At 43.1% G+C, this 12,725-nt stretch carries 16 protein-coding genes; 7 read left to right on the top strand and 9 right to left on the bottom strand.

The window, feature by feature from the left end; genetic code table 11:
* Positions 1-18: 18 nt before the first annotated feature.
* From J0656_RS01440 to J0656_RS01420, 5 genes are all read right to left on the bottom strand, one after another.
* Entirely contained in the window at positions 19-798 is a 780-nt protein-coding gene (locus tag J0656_RS01440; protein ID WP_207030978.1) for a hypothetical protein, read from the bottom strand.
* Positions 799-1,044: 246 nt separating this feature from the next.
* Entirely contained in the window at positions 1,045-2,058 is a 1,014-nt protein-coding gene (locus tag J0656_RS01435; protein WP_207030975.1) for an aspartate-semialdehyde dehydrogenase, read from the bottom strand.
* 185 nt (positions 2,059-2,243) lie between these two features.
* A complete protein-coding gene (gene mscL / locus J0656_RS01430) occupies positions 2,244-2,654 on the bottom strand; it encodes a large-conductance mechanosensitive channel protein MscL (RefSeq protein WP_207030973.1) in 411 nt (136 codons plus the stop codon).
* Between the two features lie 74 nt (positions 2,655-2,728).
* Entirely contained in the window at positions 2,729-3,838 is a 1,110-nt protein-coding gene (gene alr / locus J0656_RS01425) for an alanine racemase (protein WP_207030970.1), read from the bottom strand.
* On the bottom strand, positions 3,831-4,475 hold the full coding sequence (locus J0656_RS01420; protein WP_207030968.1) for a thymidine kinase: 645 nt from the start codon (positions 4,473-4,475) through the stop codon (positions 3,831-3,833). Before J0656_RS01420 ends, alr begins: the two co-directional genes overlap by 8 nt.
* Before the next feature lie 155 nt (positions 4,476-4,630).
* Between J0656_RS01420 and J0656_RS01415 the strand changes: the two genes are divergently transcribed.
* Both J0656_RS01415 and rsmI read left to right on the top strand, forming a co-directional pair.
* On the top strand, positions 4,631-5,323 hold the full coding sequence (locus tag J0656_RS01415) for a DUF8457 domain-containing protein (protein ID WP_207030967.1): 693 nt from the start codon (positions 4,631-4,633) through the stop codon (positions 5,321-5,323).
* A gap of 48 nt (positions 5,324-5,371) precedes the next feature.
* Positions 5,372-6,046, top strand: coding sequence for a 16S rRNA (cytidine(1402)-2'-O)-methyltransferase (gene rsmI, locus J0656_RS01410; protein WP_207030964.1), 675 nt, complete (start codon positions 5,372-5,374; stop codon positions 6,044-6,046).
* Here the strand turns inward: rsmI and J0656_RS01405 are convergent.
* Both J0656_RS01405 and J0656_RS01400 read right to left on the bottom strand, forming a co-directional pair.
* Positions 6,043-6,240, bottom strand: coding sequence for a helix-turn-helix transcriptional regulator (locus J0656_RS01405; RefSeq protein ID WP_207030963.1), 198 nt, complete (start codon positions 6,238-6,240; stop codon positions 6,043-6,045). The genes rsmI and J0656_RS01405 overlap by 4 nt on opposite strands.
* Positions 6,237-6,647: a hypothetical protein gene (locus tag J0656_RS01400; protein WP_207030962.1), complete on the bottom strand. Its 411-nt coding sequence runs from the start codon at positions 6,645-6,647 to the stop codon at positions 6,237-6,239. The genes J0656_RS01405 and J0656_RS01400 overlap by 4 nt, the downstream gene beginning before the upstream one ends.
* A gap of 146 nt (positions 6,648-6,793) precedes the next feature.
* Between J0656_RS01400 and J0656_RS01395 the strand changes: the two genes are divergently transcribed.
* Positions 6,794-7,369 (top strand): uracil-DNA glycosylase family protein, encoded by a 576-nt coding sequence (locus tag J0656_RS01395; RefSeq protein WP_207030961.1) that lies wholly within the window; start codon positions 6,794-6,796, stop codon positions 7,367-7,369.
* Between the two features lie 6 nt (positions 7,370-7,375).
* Here the strand turns inward: J0656_RS01395 and J0656_RS01390 are convergent, their stop codons facing one another.
* A complete protein-coding gene (locus J0656_RS01390) occupies positions 7,376-7,978 on the bottom strand; it encodes a carboxymuconolactone decarboxylase family protein (RefSeq protein ID WP_207030960.1) in 603 nt (200 codons plus the stop codon).
* 55 nt (positions 7,979-8,033) lie between these two features.
* Between J0656_RS01390 and J0656_RS01385 the strand changes: the two genes are divergently transcribed.
* The 4 genes from J0656_RS01385 (at position 8,034) to J0656_RS01370 (ending at position 11,914) form a co-directional block, all read left to right on the top strand.
* The gene (locus J0656_RS01385; RefSeq protein WP_207030959.1) at positions 8,034-8,456 is read left to right on the top strand and encodes an OsmC family protein; all 423 of its coding nucleotides are present in this window, start codon (positions 8,034-8,036) and stop codon (positions 8,454-8,456) included.
* Positions 8,457-8,559: 103 nt separating this feature from the next.
* Positions 8,560-8,910, top strand: a complete 351-nt coding sequence (locus tag J0656_RS01380) for a four helix bundle protein (RefSeq protein WP_207030958.1) — start codon at positions 8,560-8,562, stop codon at positions 8,908-8,910.
* 49 nt (positions 8,911-8,959) lie between these two features.
* Entirely contained in the window at positions 8,960-10,648 is a 1,689-nt protein-coding gene (recJ, locus tag J0656_RS01375) for a single-stranded-DNA-specific exonuclease RecJ (RefSeq protein ID WP_207030957.1), read from the top strand.
* Between the two features lie 6 nt (positions 10,649-10,654).
* The gene (locus J0656_RS01370) at positions 10,655-11,914 is read left to right on the top strand and encodes an MFS transporter (RefSeq protein WP_207030956.1); all 1,260 of its coding nucleotides are present in this window, start codon (positions 10,655-10,657) and stop codon (positions 11,912-11,914) included.
* On the opposite strand, the gene J0656_RS01365 is transcribed toward J0656_RS01370, so the two are convergent.
* The gene (locus J0656_RS01365; protein ID WP_207030955.1) at positions 11,911-12,678 is read right to left on the bottom strand and encodes a UDP-2,3-diacylglucosamine diphosphatase; all 768 of its coding nucleotides are present in this window, start codon (positions 12,676-12,678) and stop codon (positions 11,911-11,913) included. The genes J0656_RS01370 and J0656_RS01365 overlap by 4 nt on opposite strands.
* Positions 12,679-12,725 lie beyond the last annotated feature (47 nt).

The raw sequence follows: 12,725 nt of genomic DNA, 5'->3' as shown, positions 1-12,725 counted from the left end.
TTCTTAAAGTTTTAGGACTTAATTACCATCAGAGTTTACAGGAGTTAAGAACAATTCTAAACCTGTACCACCACCTGTGCAAGGATTAATACAAACGCTACTGCTAATAGCCTCTACGTATGCAATATCCACCCCAATAACATTGGCACTTACAGTTAATGTTCCTGTTGTCACATGACAGATGGAGTTACCACTTGTTATATAATCACTACTTAGATGTTGATAGCTATAACCTGAAGTATTACCAGATATGTAAGATGTTCCTTGAGACCCTGAAGTTACGCCATTACTATTGTTAAAACTAAAAGCATTATTTACAGTTAATCCAGTAGTTGAAGATCCAAAAATTTTATTTCCTGAAAACCTTAATCTTCCCGAACCACATCCACCCGTACTTCCTCCTCCATCATTATCATCGCAACCTTCTGCGGGCGGTAAAAATTGAGAGTCACAAGGTACCGACATAATCAAATTTTCAAACTCGATTAATACTTGATTATCTTCTATGTTAATCTTTCCTTTATTACTTAACGTATTAAGTTTGTCCAAGTTTCCGCTTGCGAAATAATTTAACGATTTTATGTTGTTAAAAAACTCTTTTGCTTCTTCTATCGAGTTGAATTCAATGGGAGGTATGTTTTCTTTTATTTTTTGTTTTTCAGCTTTGGATAAAGTGGAAGGTGGGAGACCCAACTCTTTTCTTAATTGTTCTTCTGATATTTCTTGGGTAGTTTCTATTGTATCTTTTTCACACGAAACAATAATCAATAACATTAAAAAGTAAGCAATTTTTTTCATGATATTTAGTTTTATTTTTCATCAAATTAAAGAAAAAGATTACAATATAAAATATAAACATCAAGATTCTGAATTTGATTTAAGATTAATGCCCTTCAAATATGATGGTGCAATAACTAAACGGTACGGTTAGTGGCCATGCCTATAATAAAATGTATATACCACAAGTGTAAGCTGATGACAATCTTGCTGTAAAAATTTAGAGGCCAATATTGGCCCTTTTTTATTTTAATTAGCAACAACTATTTATGAAATTGCTTCAGAAGTATTTGAAACCAAATTGTTTTCCACCAAATACTCCGCGATCTGAACAGCATTGGTAGCGGCTCCTTTTCTTAGGTTGTCCGCAACGATCCACATGTTCAAGGTGTTGGGTTGGGTTTCGTCCCGACGGATTCTGCCCACAAAAACATCGTCCTTGCCATTGGCAAAGGCTGGCATGGGATAGGTGTTGGTTTCAGGATTGTCCTGCACCACAATTCCAGGGGTTTCGCTTAGAAGCTGTCTTACTTCTGCGAGATCAAAATCCTTGTGGAACTCCACGTTTACGGATTCGGAGTGTCCTCCAGCAGTCGGGATACGTACAGCAGTGGCGGTAACCGAAAATGTACGGTCATCCAATATTTTTTGCGGCTCACGGGCCAATTTCATCTCTTCTTTGGTGTACCCGTTTTCCAGGAACACATCGCAATGCGGCAATGCGTTTCGGTTGATGGGGTAAGGATAGGCCATTTCACCTTCGATTCCGGCCGCTTCGTTCTCCATTTGTTGCACCGCTTTTACACCAGTACCCGAAACGGACTGGTAGGTGGAAACGACCACACGTTTCATCCGATACTTTTTGTGCAATGGATTTAAGGCCAAAACCATTTGGATGGTGGAGCAGTTGGGATTCGCAATGATTTTATCTTCAACGGTCAATTCATTCGCATTGATTTCGGGTACTACCAGTTTTTTGGTCGGGTCCATTCGCCATGCTGATGAATTATCGATCACAGTGGTACCCACCTCTGCAAATTTTGGGGCCCACTCCAAAGAGGTGTCCCCTCCTGCGGAAAAAATGGCAATATCAGGCTGGGCAGCCACAGCATCGGCCAAACCGATTACGGTGTATTCATCGTTTTTATAAGTGAGTTTTTTGCCCACGGAACGCTCCGAGGCTACCAACAACAATTCTGAAATAGGGAAGTTACGTTCTTCCAATACTTTCAACATTACCTCGCCTACCATTCCGGTGGCACCAACAACTGCTACTTTCATTATAAAAATATTTCTTGCCGCAAAGGTACTTTAGTCAGCGAGTTAAACAAGCTTTTTTATCCCCAATCAATAAAAAATAACAAAATGTTATAAATAAAACAACCGTCAACGTGTTAGCGAAAACAGATTGACGGTTTTTAAAGGTTATTGTGATGTAGCGGTCGTACCGAAAAACTTCAGTACTATTATTGTTTTTTCAATAAATCGCGTATTTCTGCCAACAGTTCCTCTTGGGTCGGACCTTTTGGAGCTGCAGGAGCTGGTTCTTCCTTTTTCTTCATTTTGTTCACACTTTTTACGATGACAAACATCACAAAGGCCACTATCAGGAAGTCGATTACATTGGTAAGGAAGGCGCCGTACAGCACAGCGATTTCCCCGACCGTTTCCCCGGCATCGTTCACCGTTCCTTCGGTAATGACATATTTCAAATCGTTGAAATCTGCTTTGAACAACAATCCGATCAAGGGGGAAACAATTCCTCCCGTGAACGAAGACACCACTTTGTTGAATGCGGCACCCATAACGAAACCTACGGCGATATCCACCAGGTTTCCTTTCATGGCAAAGTCCTTAAATTCTTTTAAAAATCCCATTTATAGTAGAGTATTGGTTAATCAGAAACAAATTAAGAAAAAAAGTGGTACACTTATTTATTGGAATCAAATTTTCATGTGTTTATCACCTCTCGCTTTACACGTTGCGAAATGGCCGTTAGGATTTCGTAGGATATGGTATTTGCCGTCGCTGCAAAATTTTCTGCAGACTTGTTTGGACCAAAAACAATCGCTTCGTCCCCTTCCTTACAGTCGATTTCGGTAACATCCACCATGATCATGTCCATGCACACGTTTCCCAGAATAGGGGCTTTTTTTCCATTGATGGTCACAAATCCTTTTCCTTTCCCATATTGGCGCCCTATACCATCGGCATGTCCAATGGGCAACGTGGCACTTTTTATATTGTGGCTCGATTTGAATGCTCGGTTGTACCCTACGGATTGATTGGCCCCGATCTCATGTATCTGAGAAATAATGGTCTTTAGGCTTGCCACCGGCCTTAACTGTTCATCCACCTTGGCCTGATTGCCATAGCCATAAAGTCCAATTCCGCTTCGGACCATCTCAAACTGTGCTTCTGGGTAATTTAGGATTCCGGAAGTATTCAACATATGTCGCATGGGAGCATAGCCCAGAGTATCCATAAGCGCACCGCTTAAATTTTTGAAAGATGCGATTTGATTCAGGCTAAAATCCCGCTCATTAATATCTTCGGATGCCGCTAGATGTGAAAAACAAGAAACTATTCTGATGCATTCACTGCGCTTGGTTTCTTCAGCGATAAAATTTACATCGGCCTCTGAGAAACCCAATCGGTTCAATCCGGTATTGAATTTAATGTGGATAGGATAATCCTTTTGGTTCTTGGCGTTCGCAGCTTCAAGGAACCGGTTCAGGATGTTTCTCGAATAAAGGCTCGGCTCCAAATGATGCGCGATCAAATCCTCAAAATTGGAAGCCAAGGGGTGCAATACCAAAATGGGAAGTTGAATTCCGGCTTCCCGCAACAAAACCCCTTCGCTTACATAGGCAACGGCCAAATAATCGGCACCCAATTGTTCCAGTTTACGGGCAATGGTCACAGTGTCGCTGCCATAGGCAAAAGCCTTTACTACCCCTAAAAATTTGGTTTCAGGTTCTATTTTGGCCCGCAAGTAATTGTAATTGTGCTCCAAGGCCAATAGATTCAGGGTCAATGTAGTTTCCCCGACCTTACTCATTGGATTTCTCTTTTTTGGCAGTCACCTCTTCGGAGTCCACATCAATACCTCTAATTTTTTCGCGAAGCATGGCTTTATAAAATGCGGCACGGCTCAAGGGCTCATACTCCTCGGTTTCACCAAGGAGCACCAAATTATCGTTGAGGGATTTCCTAAAGCTATAGTTGGCCAAGTTTCCGGTGCGCGTGCACACGGCGTGTACTTTGGTCACATACTCCGCTGTGGCCATCAAGGCTGGCATGGGGCCAAAAGGATTGCCCTTAAAATCCATGTCAAGTCCTGCAACTACCACACGTATGCCCCTATTGGCCAAATCATTGCAAACGGTTACGATTTCATCATCAAAAAATTGGGCCTCGTCAATACCGATCACATCACAGTCGTCCGCCAAAAGTCGAATATTGGCCGCGGCCGGAACAGGTGTTGAACGAATTTCGTTGGAATCGTGGGAGACAACCATCTCTTCGTGATATCTAGTATCCACAATGGGTTTAAAAATCTCCACTTTTTGCTTGGCGAATTGTGCGCGCTTAAGCCGTCGGATCAGTTCTTCGGTCTTTCCGGAAAACATGGAACCGCAAATCACCTCGATCCATCCAAACTGTTCCTTAGGGTTGACTGTGTTTTCGAGAAACATACCGTATTTTTGAAAGAAATTGTTTGTTTTCCCGTTATATTGGGACGACCACAAAGCTACTAAAAAAATGCACCCCTGTTTTCAATAAGATTTTAACCTTTTGTTGATAGGGTATTTGCAAAATCGTTATATTTTTATCGTAAAGAAGAAAAGCTATGATACGGAAATTGAGGGAAGAGTTGATCAAGTTGTCCACTGAGATAATAACTGCACGTGAGGACACCGATCTTGCGGCATTGTACGAAAAATCAAGAAAGATTTATGAAAAGTTGGCCGTATTGAAATTCATAGATGAAAAATTGAACGATGTTGAGGTGGATGTGTCCCAAAACGTCATAGCCTCTAGGTTCGAGAAAATGGCCAATGCCGTTTTAAGCGGAAACACATCAGTTCCGGAGAGCAATCCGCACCAGGAAGATATCATTACGACACCTTCCATGGATACGATCAAGGATATTGTTTCCGAAATGCCTTCCAATATGGATTTGGAAAAGGTGTTTGCCGAGTTCGTGGCAAAGCCCAATTTGATGAAGAACGACAAAGATGAGGTAACGCCCGATGAGAATGTGAGCGCAGCTTCAAAATTGATAAAGCCAAAATCGTTAAACGACCGTTTGGCCAAAGACTTCCAGATTGGCCTTAACGATAAACTGGCCTTTGTGAAGCACTTGTTCAATAATGACATGGAGGATTATACCCGTGTGCTTTCCCAGCTTACAACAATTGACTCGGAAGAACGCTCTGTTGCTTTTATAAACAATATGGTGAAACCCGAGTACAATAATTGGGAAGGTAAAGAGGAGTATGAGGCTCGCTTTATTGCCCTAATTGAACGTAGGTTCGCATAAATCCATTTTTTCAATTTTATTTTGATTGTAAGACCGTAACTTTGGTCCATGGGAAAGCTATATCTGGTTCCGACGCCAATAGGAAATCTTGAGGACATTACCCTCCGGGCCATTAAAGTGCTCAAAGAAGTGGATGTGGTTTTGGCGGAAGATACCCGGACCAGCGGTAAATTGCTGAAACATTTTGAGATCAACACGCATCTACATAGCCATCACATGCACAACGAGCACAAACAGGTTGATGGGTTGGTGCAAAAAATGAAAGAAGGAACAACTTACGCCCTCATTTCGGACGCAGGTACACCGGCTATTTCCGATCCTGGATTTCTATTGACCCGTGCCTGCCTTGAAAACGATATTGAGGTAGAGTGTTTGCCCGGGGCAACTGCCTTTGTTCCCGCTCTAGTGAATAGCGGATTGCCCAACGACCGATTTGTTTTTGAAGGATTTTTGCCTGTAAAAAAAGGCCGCCAGACCCGACTTTTGGAACTTGCCGAAGAAACCAGAACCATGGTTTTTTACGAATCGCCGCATAAGCTACTTAAAACTTTGGCCAATTTTGCCGAGTATTTTGGGGAAGACAGACCTGTTTCCGTATCCAGGGAATTGACCAAATTATACGAAGAGACCGTTCGTGGAACCGTTGCTGAAGTACTGGAACATTTCAACAATAAAGCACCCAAAGGTGAATTTGTGATTGTGGTCGGCGGAAGTAGGGATTAATCCTCATCAATAATAAATAATTCTTCCACGGGAAGATTGAACAATCTACCCATTTTTAATGCCAAGGTAACCGAAGGATTGAATTTATCCTTTTCTATGGCATGAATGGTCTGTCTAGAAACGCCCAATTCTTTGGCCAGTTCGGCTTGAGTCATATCCAATCGTGCTCTTTCCACTTTTACCAGATTTTTCATGAATGAGCCTCTTTTTTGAAGTAGAATATGACCAAAAACAATATCATGAATAACGATAGAACCATGTCTAAACTAACTTCATAATAAATGTCAAAAAGATAAATCACCAGAGCAATAATCAATAAGGTAATTACGGTAGCCTGATAGGATTGTAACCGAATCAATCTTATATAATCGTCTTCAACTTTTTCCTTTGAGAACATATAAATCAAAAGACCGGTTAACGGCAGAACATCAAAAAAAGAATAAAGTGTATTCCCAAGAAAATCTTTTACAAAATGATGTGTGCCTGATGGGGCACCTTTGTAACCGTCCATAAAAGAATCTCCACCTACTAAAAGAAATGAAATAAGGAAAATAAAAAGACCAAGTCGTTTGCCCCAGTTTGGTAGTATTTGAAAGTCCATGCGCTAGTATTTATATATAAAAGTAAATAAAACTTTACATTTTTACAAATATTATAGATTTTATTGCGGTAAGTTGAATTAAAGCATTCGTAGATAGGAAGAAATAGTTGTTAACTTCAACACAACTTTACGACCCAACATATTAGATGGACCAACTACTATTCCAAATACGGAACTGCACACATTGTGAGGAGCATTTGCCCTTAGGGCCCAGACCCATTATTGCTGCCCATCCAGAATCAAGAATTGCGATCATTGGGCAGGCGCCCGGCACCAAAGTCCACCAAACAGGGGTTCCATGGGATGACCCAAGCGGAAGGCAGCTAAGAAAATGGCTGGGTGTAACGGATGAACAATTTTATAATGAACAACTTTTTGCCCTGATCCCGATGGGATTCTGTTATCCGGGCAAAGGAAAATCCGGGGATTTGCCACCACGTCCCGAGTGTGCCCCCTTATGGCATGAGTCGCTGATAAATCAGATGCCAAACTTGACACTGACAGTCTTGATAGGTCAATATGCGCAAAACTACTATTTGGGCAATACGATGAAGCGAAATTTGACGGAAACAGTGAAACACTACCAAGAATATTTGCCCGATTATTTTGTGTTGCCGCATCCATCGCCAAGAAATCGGTTTTGGTTGAGCAAAAATCCTTGGTTTGAGGAAGAAGTTTTATCAGATTTGAGAGAAAAGGTTTCCGAGAGTCTGGATTATTGAATCTATTTAATATTTGGACCCATCATGCTTCCCTTTTTGCCAGCCCACTTCCCCCAAATATTTTTCCGCACTTTCCACGGCTCCATCTTCGATATCCGTGCCCATGGAATCGTTCCAGCGGTTCAAATAACCAAAAAGTGAAATGACACCCATCATTTCTACAATTTCGCCATCGTTCCAATGCTTGTGCAATTCCTCTTTAATGTAGGCATTCACTGTATTTGGCACTTGGGAAGCGGCCAAGGCAAAATCCAAAGCAGCCTTTTCTGCTTCTGAGAAAGCGTTATGTGTCCGGTATTCCCAAATGTTGTCCAATTGTTCCTGTTTGGCACCGTAACGTTCCGCAGCCCGGATGGCATGTGCCTGGCAATACCGGCAGCCCGTGGCATTGCTGCTTACCCACGCAATCATTCGTTTTAAGGCAGAAGTTACGCGCCCCTCATTGGCCATTACAGCTTTATTCAGATTGATAAAAGCCTTGGAAATCGCTGGCCTGTGCTGCATGGTCAGCACGGAATTTGGGCAAAACCCAAGCGTTTCATTAAAGAACTCGGCCAGTTCTTTCGTCTGGGGGTCGTGATCGGGCGATAGGGGATTTACTAAGGGCATGATTGCGATTATAAATTGTATTTTTGGACTCTACAAGAAACAAAAATTAAACGTCATGACAAATCACATAACTACCAAATGGTTGGGAGAGATGGCTTTTGAGAGCAACAACCCATCTGGACATACTGTACGAATCGATGCCGGTGAAGATAGTGGCGGATCGGGAGCAGGGTTGCGTCCCAAGGCCCTAATGTTGTCATCTTTGGCAGGTTGTTCGGGTTTGGATGTGGCCTCGCTCATTAAAAAGATGAAATTGGAAGTGGACGACTTTAAGATAGAGACCATAGCCAACCTTACCGATGAGCATCCGAAATATTATGATTCCGTAGTTGTTGAATATCACTTTACGGGGGCCAACTTAAATGAGGATAAGCTTAAAAAAGCGGTAGACCTTTCCGTGGAAAAATATTGTGGAGTTATGGAAATGTTCAGAAAATTTGCCGAATTGGACATCAAGACCATTTTTCATCATAAATAAGAGGCAAACAAAAGAACAGGCTCAAGAACAAAACACAAGCTCAATTACCAAATAATCAATTATATTCAAGAATTAGGTCAACCTCAGGATCAATTTTTAAAAGATGAACGAAAAGAAATTCGATCTAGGGGAACGATTTGTGGATTTGGCAGCCAGTATCGCTACTTTTTGCCACGATTTATCCAACGATTTTACAGGACAATATTACGGAAATCAACTACTTCGTTCCGCTGGAGGTGCTGCTTTGAACTTTGGAGAGGCTCAAGGAACAAACACCAACAAAGATTTTGTTTATAGGGCTACCATTACATTAAGGGAATTGAAAGAATCGAGGGTAAGCCTAAAGATTCTGAAAAAGATAAACTATGGCAATGAAGGAGTTTGCATTGGTTTATTGGATGAAGTTGAACAATTGATTAAAATCACTGCTACCGTAATCAAAAGGAAGAAGTAACTCGAAATTTGAACTTGAGCTTGAATTTTGCACTTGAACTTTTAAAACTATGCGCTGGACCATAAAGCCAAAACCCGAACAAGAATCCATTGACCAATTGTCCAAAGCATTGGGCGTTGATGATTTGGTAGCGCAGCTCCTAATTCAAAGGGGAATAACCAATTACGAAGAGGCGAAAGCATTCTTCCGGCCCGAGTTGAATCATCTGCACGATCCTTTTTTGATGAAGGACATGCGCAAAGCAGTGGAACGGATTGAAGAAGCCATCAACAAAGGAGAGAACATTTTGGTCTATGGTGATTACGATGTAGATGGGACCACATCCGTTGCGTTAATGAGCGCCTATTTGATGGAAACCTACCCCAATGTGGCCACCTACATTCCCGACCGTTATTTGGAAGGTTACGGCATTTCCTTAAAAGGCATTGATTTTGCCTCGGACAACGACATGTCTTTGATTATAGCGCTGGATTGCGGCATCAAGGCCATTGACCAGATAAAATATGCCAAGGAAAAAGGCATCGATGTTATCGTTTGCGATCATCACCGACCAGGCTCAGAACTGCCCGAGGCTATTGCGGTACTGGACCCAAAACAGGAAGATTGCGAATACCCGTACAAAGAACTTTGCGGTTGCGGGGTCGGTTTTAAACTGATTCAAGCTTTGGGCTCCAAGCAAGGCAAGACCATCGATGACCTGATACTATATCTGGATTTGGTGGCCACCGCCATAGCTGCTGATATTGTTCCGATTACGGGAGAAAATCGGGTGCTTGCCTATTATGGGTTGATGGTCATCAACGAAAATCCGCGTATTGGAATCAAAGCCTTGATCGACCAGACCAAAAAACGGGAACTTACCATAACCGATGTGGTGTTCATTATTGCCCCGCGAATCAACGCGGCCGGAAGGATGAAACATGGCCAACACGCCGTTGACCTGCTTACCGAAACCAATTTAGCCCAAGCACAGCAATTCGCATCTGAAATTGAACTTTTCAATACCGAACGAAGGAGCTTGGACCAAGAAATCACACAAGAGGCCTTGGTCCAAATTCAAGAAAACCGGGAAGAAGGCAGGGTCACCTCAGTGGTCTATAACGAAAACTGGCACAAAGGCGTGATCGGTATCGTGGCATCTCGACTAACGGAGACGTACTACCGGCCAACCTTGGTCTTCACCAAAAGCGGGGATAAATTGGCAGCTTCCGCAAGATCGGTCAAAGGGTTCGACATTTACAATGCACTGGAGGGATGTTCCGATTGTTTGGAGCAGTTCGGCGGTCACATGTATGCAGCGGGACTCACGTTGTTGGAAGAGCAGTATGAAACGTTCAAGAACCAGTTTGAAAGGGTGGTTTCTGAAACCATCGACCCAAAACTCTTGCAGCCCGAAATTTCCATTGATGCCAAAATTCAAATGGACCAGATTACCCCAAAACTGATGCGCATTCTAAAGCAATTTGCGCCATTTGGTCCCGGCAACATGACCCCCGTTTTTATGGCCGAAGGATTAAAGGATACGGGGTATGCCCGTGGAGTTGGCGAAGGCGAGAAACACTTAAAATGCAGTCTCTATCAACTAGGTTCGGAGCCTATTGGAGGCATAGGATTTAATTTGGGCGATAAATTGGATGTGGTTAAGCGAATAAAACCTTTTGATGCCGTATTTTCGTTGGATGAAAATGAATGGAACGGAACGGTGAGCCTTCAACTAAAACTAAGAGATATTCGCTAGCTATTTATGGACCCCTACGCAGCACTTCGCTATAAGGAATTCAACATATTTTTATTGGTGCGTTTTGCCATGGTCTTTGCATGGTCCATGCAGTTTATCGTAATCGAATGGCAAGTATATTCCTTGACCAAGGACCCGCTTTCTTTGGGTATAATCGGTTTGATGGAGGTGGTACCTGCCGTGAGCATGGCCCTCTTCGCAGGTCATATTGTGGACCAAAAGGAAAAACGGAACCTTTTGGTGGTCTGTATCGCCGGGTTCTCGGTGATAAGCTTCGGATTGTTTGTATTGAGCTGGCCCGGATTGGAAGATTCATGGGAATCCACCACCATACTGTACTCCATTTATGCCCTGGTGTTTTTGGGCGGATTTGTACGTTCGTTTTTGGGCCCGACCATTTTTTCGTTGATTGCCTTGATCGTTCCCAAGAAAATATATCCGAATGCGGCCACTTGGAGCAGTTCCACTTGGCAGTTGGCATCGGTTTTGGGGCCTGCCTTGGCCGGATTCTCCATTAGCTGGATCGGGGTGCATTGGAGTATGTGCGTCATTTTTGGATTTTCCTTGATGGCATTGATCTTCCTCTTCCAAATTCCCAAAAAACCCATTATGAACCCTAAAATCGGGGAGCCCGTTTTCCAGAGCCTACGTGATGGACTCAAGTTTGTTTTTGGCAACAAGGCCATTTTTGGGGCACTGACCTTGGATATGATCGCGGTACTTTTTGGTGGCGCCGTGGCGCTATTGCCCGTTTATGCCCAGGATATTTTGCATGTGGGCTCCGAGGGTTTTGGTGTTTTGAGGGCAGCGCCAGCGGTAGGGGCATCCATCACCATGTTGGGTTCCACTAAGTTTCCGTTGCACAAAAATGCGGGCAAAAAATTGCTGATGGCGGTCTTTGCCTTCGGAATCTGTATTATCGTCTTCGGGTTGTCGGAACTTTTTTGGTTATCCGTGATCGCTTTGTTTGTAAGTGGGGCAGTGGATGGTATCTCCATGATCATTCGACAGACCATTTTGCAAATAAAGACACCGGACAATATGCGCGGTAGGGTAGCTTCGGTAAATTCTATGTTCGTGGGTTCTTCCAATGAGTTGGGCGCTTTTGAAAGTGGGTTGACGGCCAAACTAATGGGAACCGTGACAGCGGTGGTCTTTGGTGGATGCATGACGCTGCTCACCGTAAGTGCAACAGCAATTGCTTCCCCCACATTTAGGCGATTGGACCTTCAAAAAGATATTGACGAACACGAGAGGGAAGATTAATCCTCCAGTTTTTCCAAGGTCAATTTTTCCCCATCAAAAACAGCGTAGGTAAAAAAGGAGATCCAATCCCCGAGATTGGTATAGGTCGAGGTATCGTTCAGTTTGATTTCCAACGGTAAATGACGATGACCAAAAATAAAATGGTCAAAATGTTGCTCTTCCAACTTGCGCTTGGCATACAGAATGAGCCATTCCTTGTCCTCGCCCAAGAATTTGGCATCCGCTTCACCAGAAATTATCTTGTTGTTTACGGACAGATGTTGTCCCAAACGAACGCCCAAATCCGGGTGCAACCATTTAAAGAACCATTGGGCTACGGGATTGGTGAACACTTTTTTCATCCGTTTAAAACCCTTGTCATGTGGGCCCAGTCCATCACCGTGCCCAATAAAAAAGGAAGTGTCGTTGATCAGGAACTGCTGCGGTTTGTGGTACACCGGGATATTCAGTTCCTCTTCAAAATATCCGTTCATCCAAAGATCATGGTTGCCCACAAAATAAGTAATGGGAATGCCCATATCCGATAGTTCGGCCAGTTTGCCAAGTGTTCGTGTAAAGCCTTTGGGCACCACGGTTTTATATTCGAACCAAAAATCAAAAAGGTCGCCCATTAAAAAAATGGCCGCAGCATCTTCCTTAATGGAATCCAGCCAGGCCACAAACTTTTTCTCACGGGGCAAACTGTCCTTTCGGGTGGGGGCCCCTAGGTGGTTATCGCTCGCGAAATAGACTTTTTTGCCTTTAGGCAGGGCAATATTCTTCATTTATTTTTTGTAACGTCGGTTGCTTCGTATTCTATTGACCACATACA

It is taken from the genome of Flagellimonas aurea (assembly GCF_017313785.1).
GTDB classification, from domain to species: Bacteria; Bacteroidota; Bacteroidia; order Flavobacteriales; family Flavobacteriaceae; genus Flagellimonas; species Flagellimonas aurea.
The sequence above is the reverse complement of the archived record's forward strand: the minus strand, read 5'-3'. Positions and strand labels throughout refer to the sequence as shown.

What these genes read in the sequence shown, in the direction of transcription:
- J0656_RS01380 (WP_207030958.1), top strand. Translation starts at nt 8,560, where the DNA reads ATGAACGAAAAGAAATTCGATCTAGGGGAACGATTTGTGGATTTGGCA.
- J0656_RS01390 (WP_207030960.1), bottom strand. Translation starts at nt 7,978, where the DNA reads ATGCCCTTAGTAAATCCCCTATCGCCCGATCACGACCCCCAGACGAAA.
- J0656_RS01370 (WP_207030956.1), top strand. Translation starts at nt 10,655, where the DNA reads ATGGACCCCTACGCAGCACTTCGCTATAAGGAATTCAACATATTTTTA.
- J0656_RS01420 (WP_207030968.1), bottom strand. Translation starts at nt 4,475, where the DNA reads ATGTTTCTCGAAAACACAGTCAACCCTAAGGAACAGTTTGGATGGATC.
- recJ (WP_207030957.1), top strand. Translation starts at nt 8,960, where the DNA reads ATGCGCTGGACCATAAAGCCAAAACCCGAACAAGAATCCATTGACCAA.
- alr (WP_207030970.1), bottom strand. Translation starts at nt 3,838, where the DNA reads ATGAGTAAGGTCGGGGAAACTACATTGACCCTGAATCTATTGGCCTTG.
- J0656_RS01440 (WP_207030978.1), bottom strand. Translation starts at nt 798, where the DNA reads ATGAAAAAAATTGCTTACTTTTTAATGTTATTGATTATTGTTTCGTGT.
- mscL (WP_207030973.1), bottom strand. Translation starts at nt 2,654, where the DNA reads ATGGGATTTTTAAAAGAATTTAAGGACTTTGCCATGAAAGGAAACCTG.
- J0656_RS01395 (WP_207030961.1), top strand. Translation starts at nt 6,794, where the DNA reads ATGGACCAACTACTATTCCAAATACGGAACTGCACACATTGTGAGGAG.
- rsmI (WP_207030964.1), top strand. Translation starts at nt 5,372, where the DNA reads ATGGGAAAGCTATATCTGGTTCCGACGCCAATAGGAAATCTTGAGGAC.
- J0656_RS01435 (WP_207030975.1), bottom strand. Translation starts at nt 2,058, where the DNA reads ATGAAAGTAGCAGTTGTTGGTGCCACCGGAATGGTAGGCGAGGTAATG.
- J0656_RS01365 (WP_207030955.1), bottom strand. Translation starts at nt 12,678, where the DNA reads ATGAAGAATATTGCCCTGCCTAAAGGCAAAAAAGTCTATTTCGCGAGC.
- J0656_RS01415 (WP_207030967.1), top strand. Translation starts at nt 4,631, where the DNA reads ATGATACGGAAATTGAGGGAAGAGTTGATCAAGTTGTCCACTGAGATA.
- J0656_RS01385 (WP_207030959.1), top strand. Translation starts at nt 8,034, where the DNA reads ATGACAAATCACATAACTACCAAATGGTTGGGAGAGATGGCTTTTGAG.
- J0656_RS01400 (WP_207030962.1), bottom strand. Translation starts at nt 6,647, where the DNA reads ATGGACTTTCAAATACTACCAAACTGGGGCAAACGACTTGGTCTTTTT.
- J0656_RS01405 (WP_207030963.1), bottom strand. Translation starts at nt 6,240, where the DNA reads ATGAAAAATCTGGTAAAAGTGGAAAGAGCACGATTGGATATGACTCAA.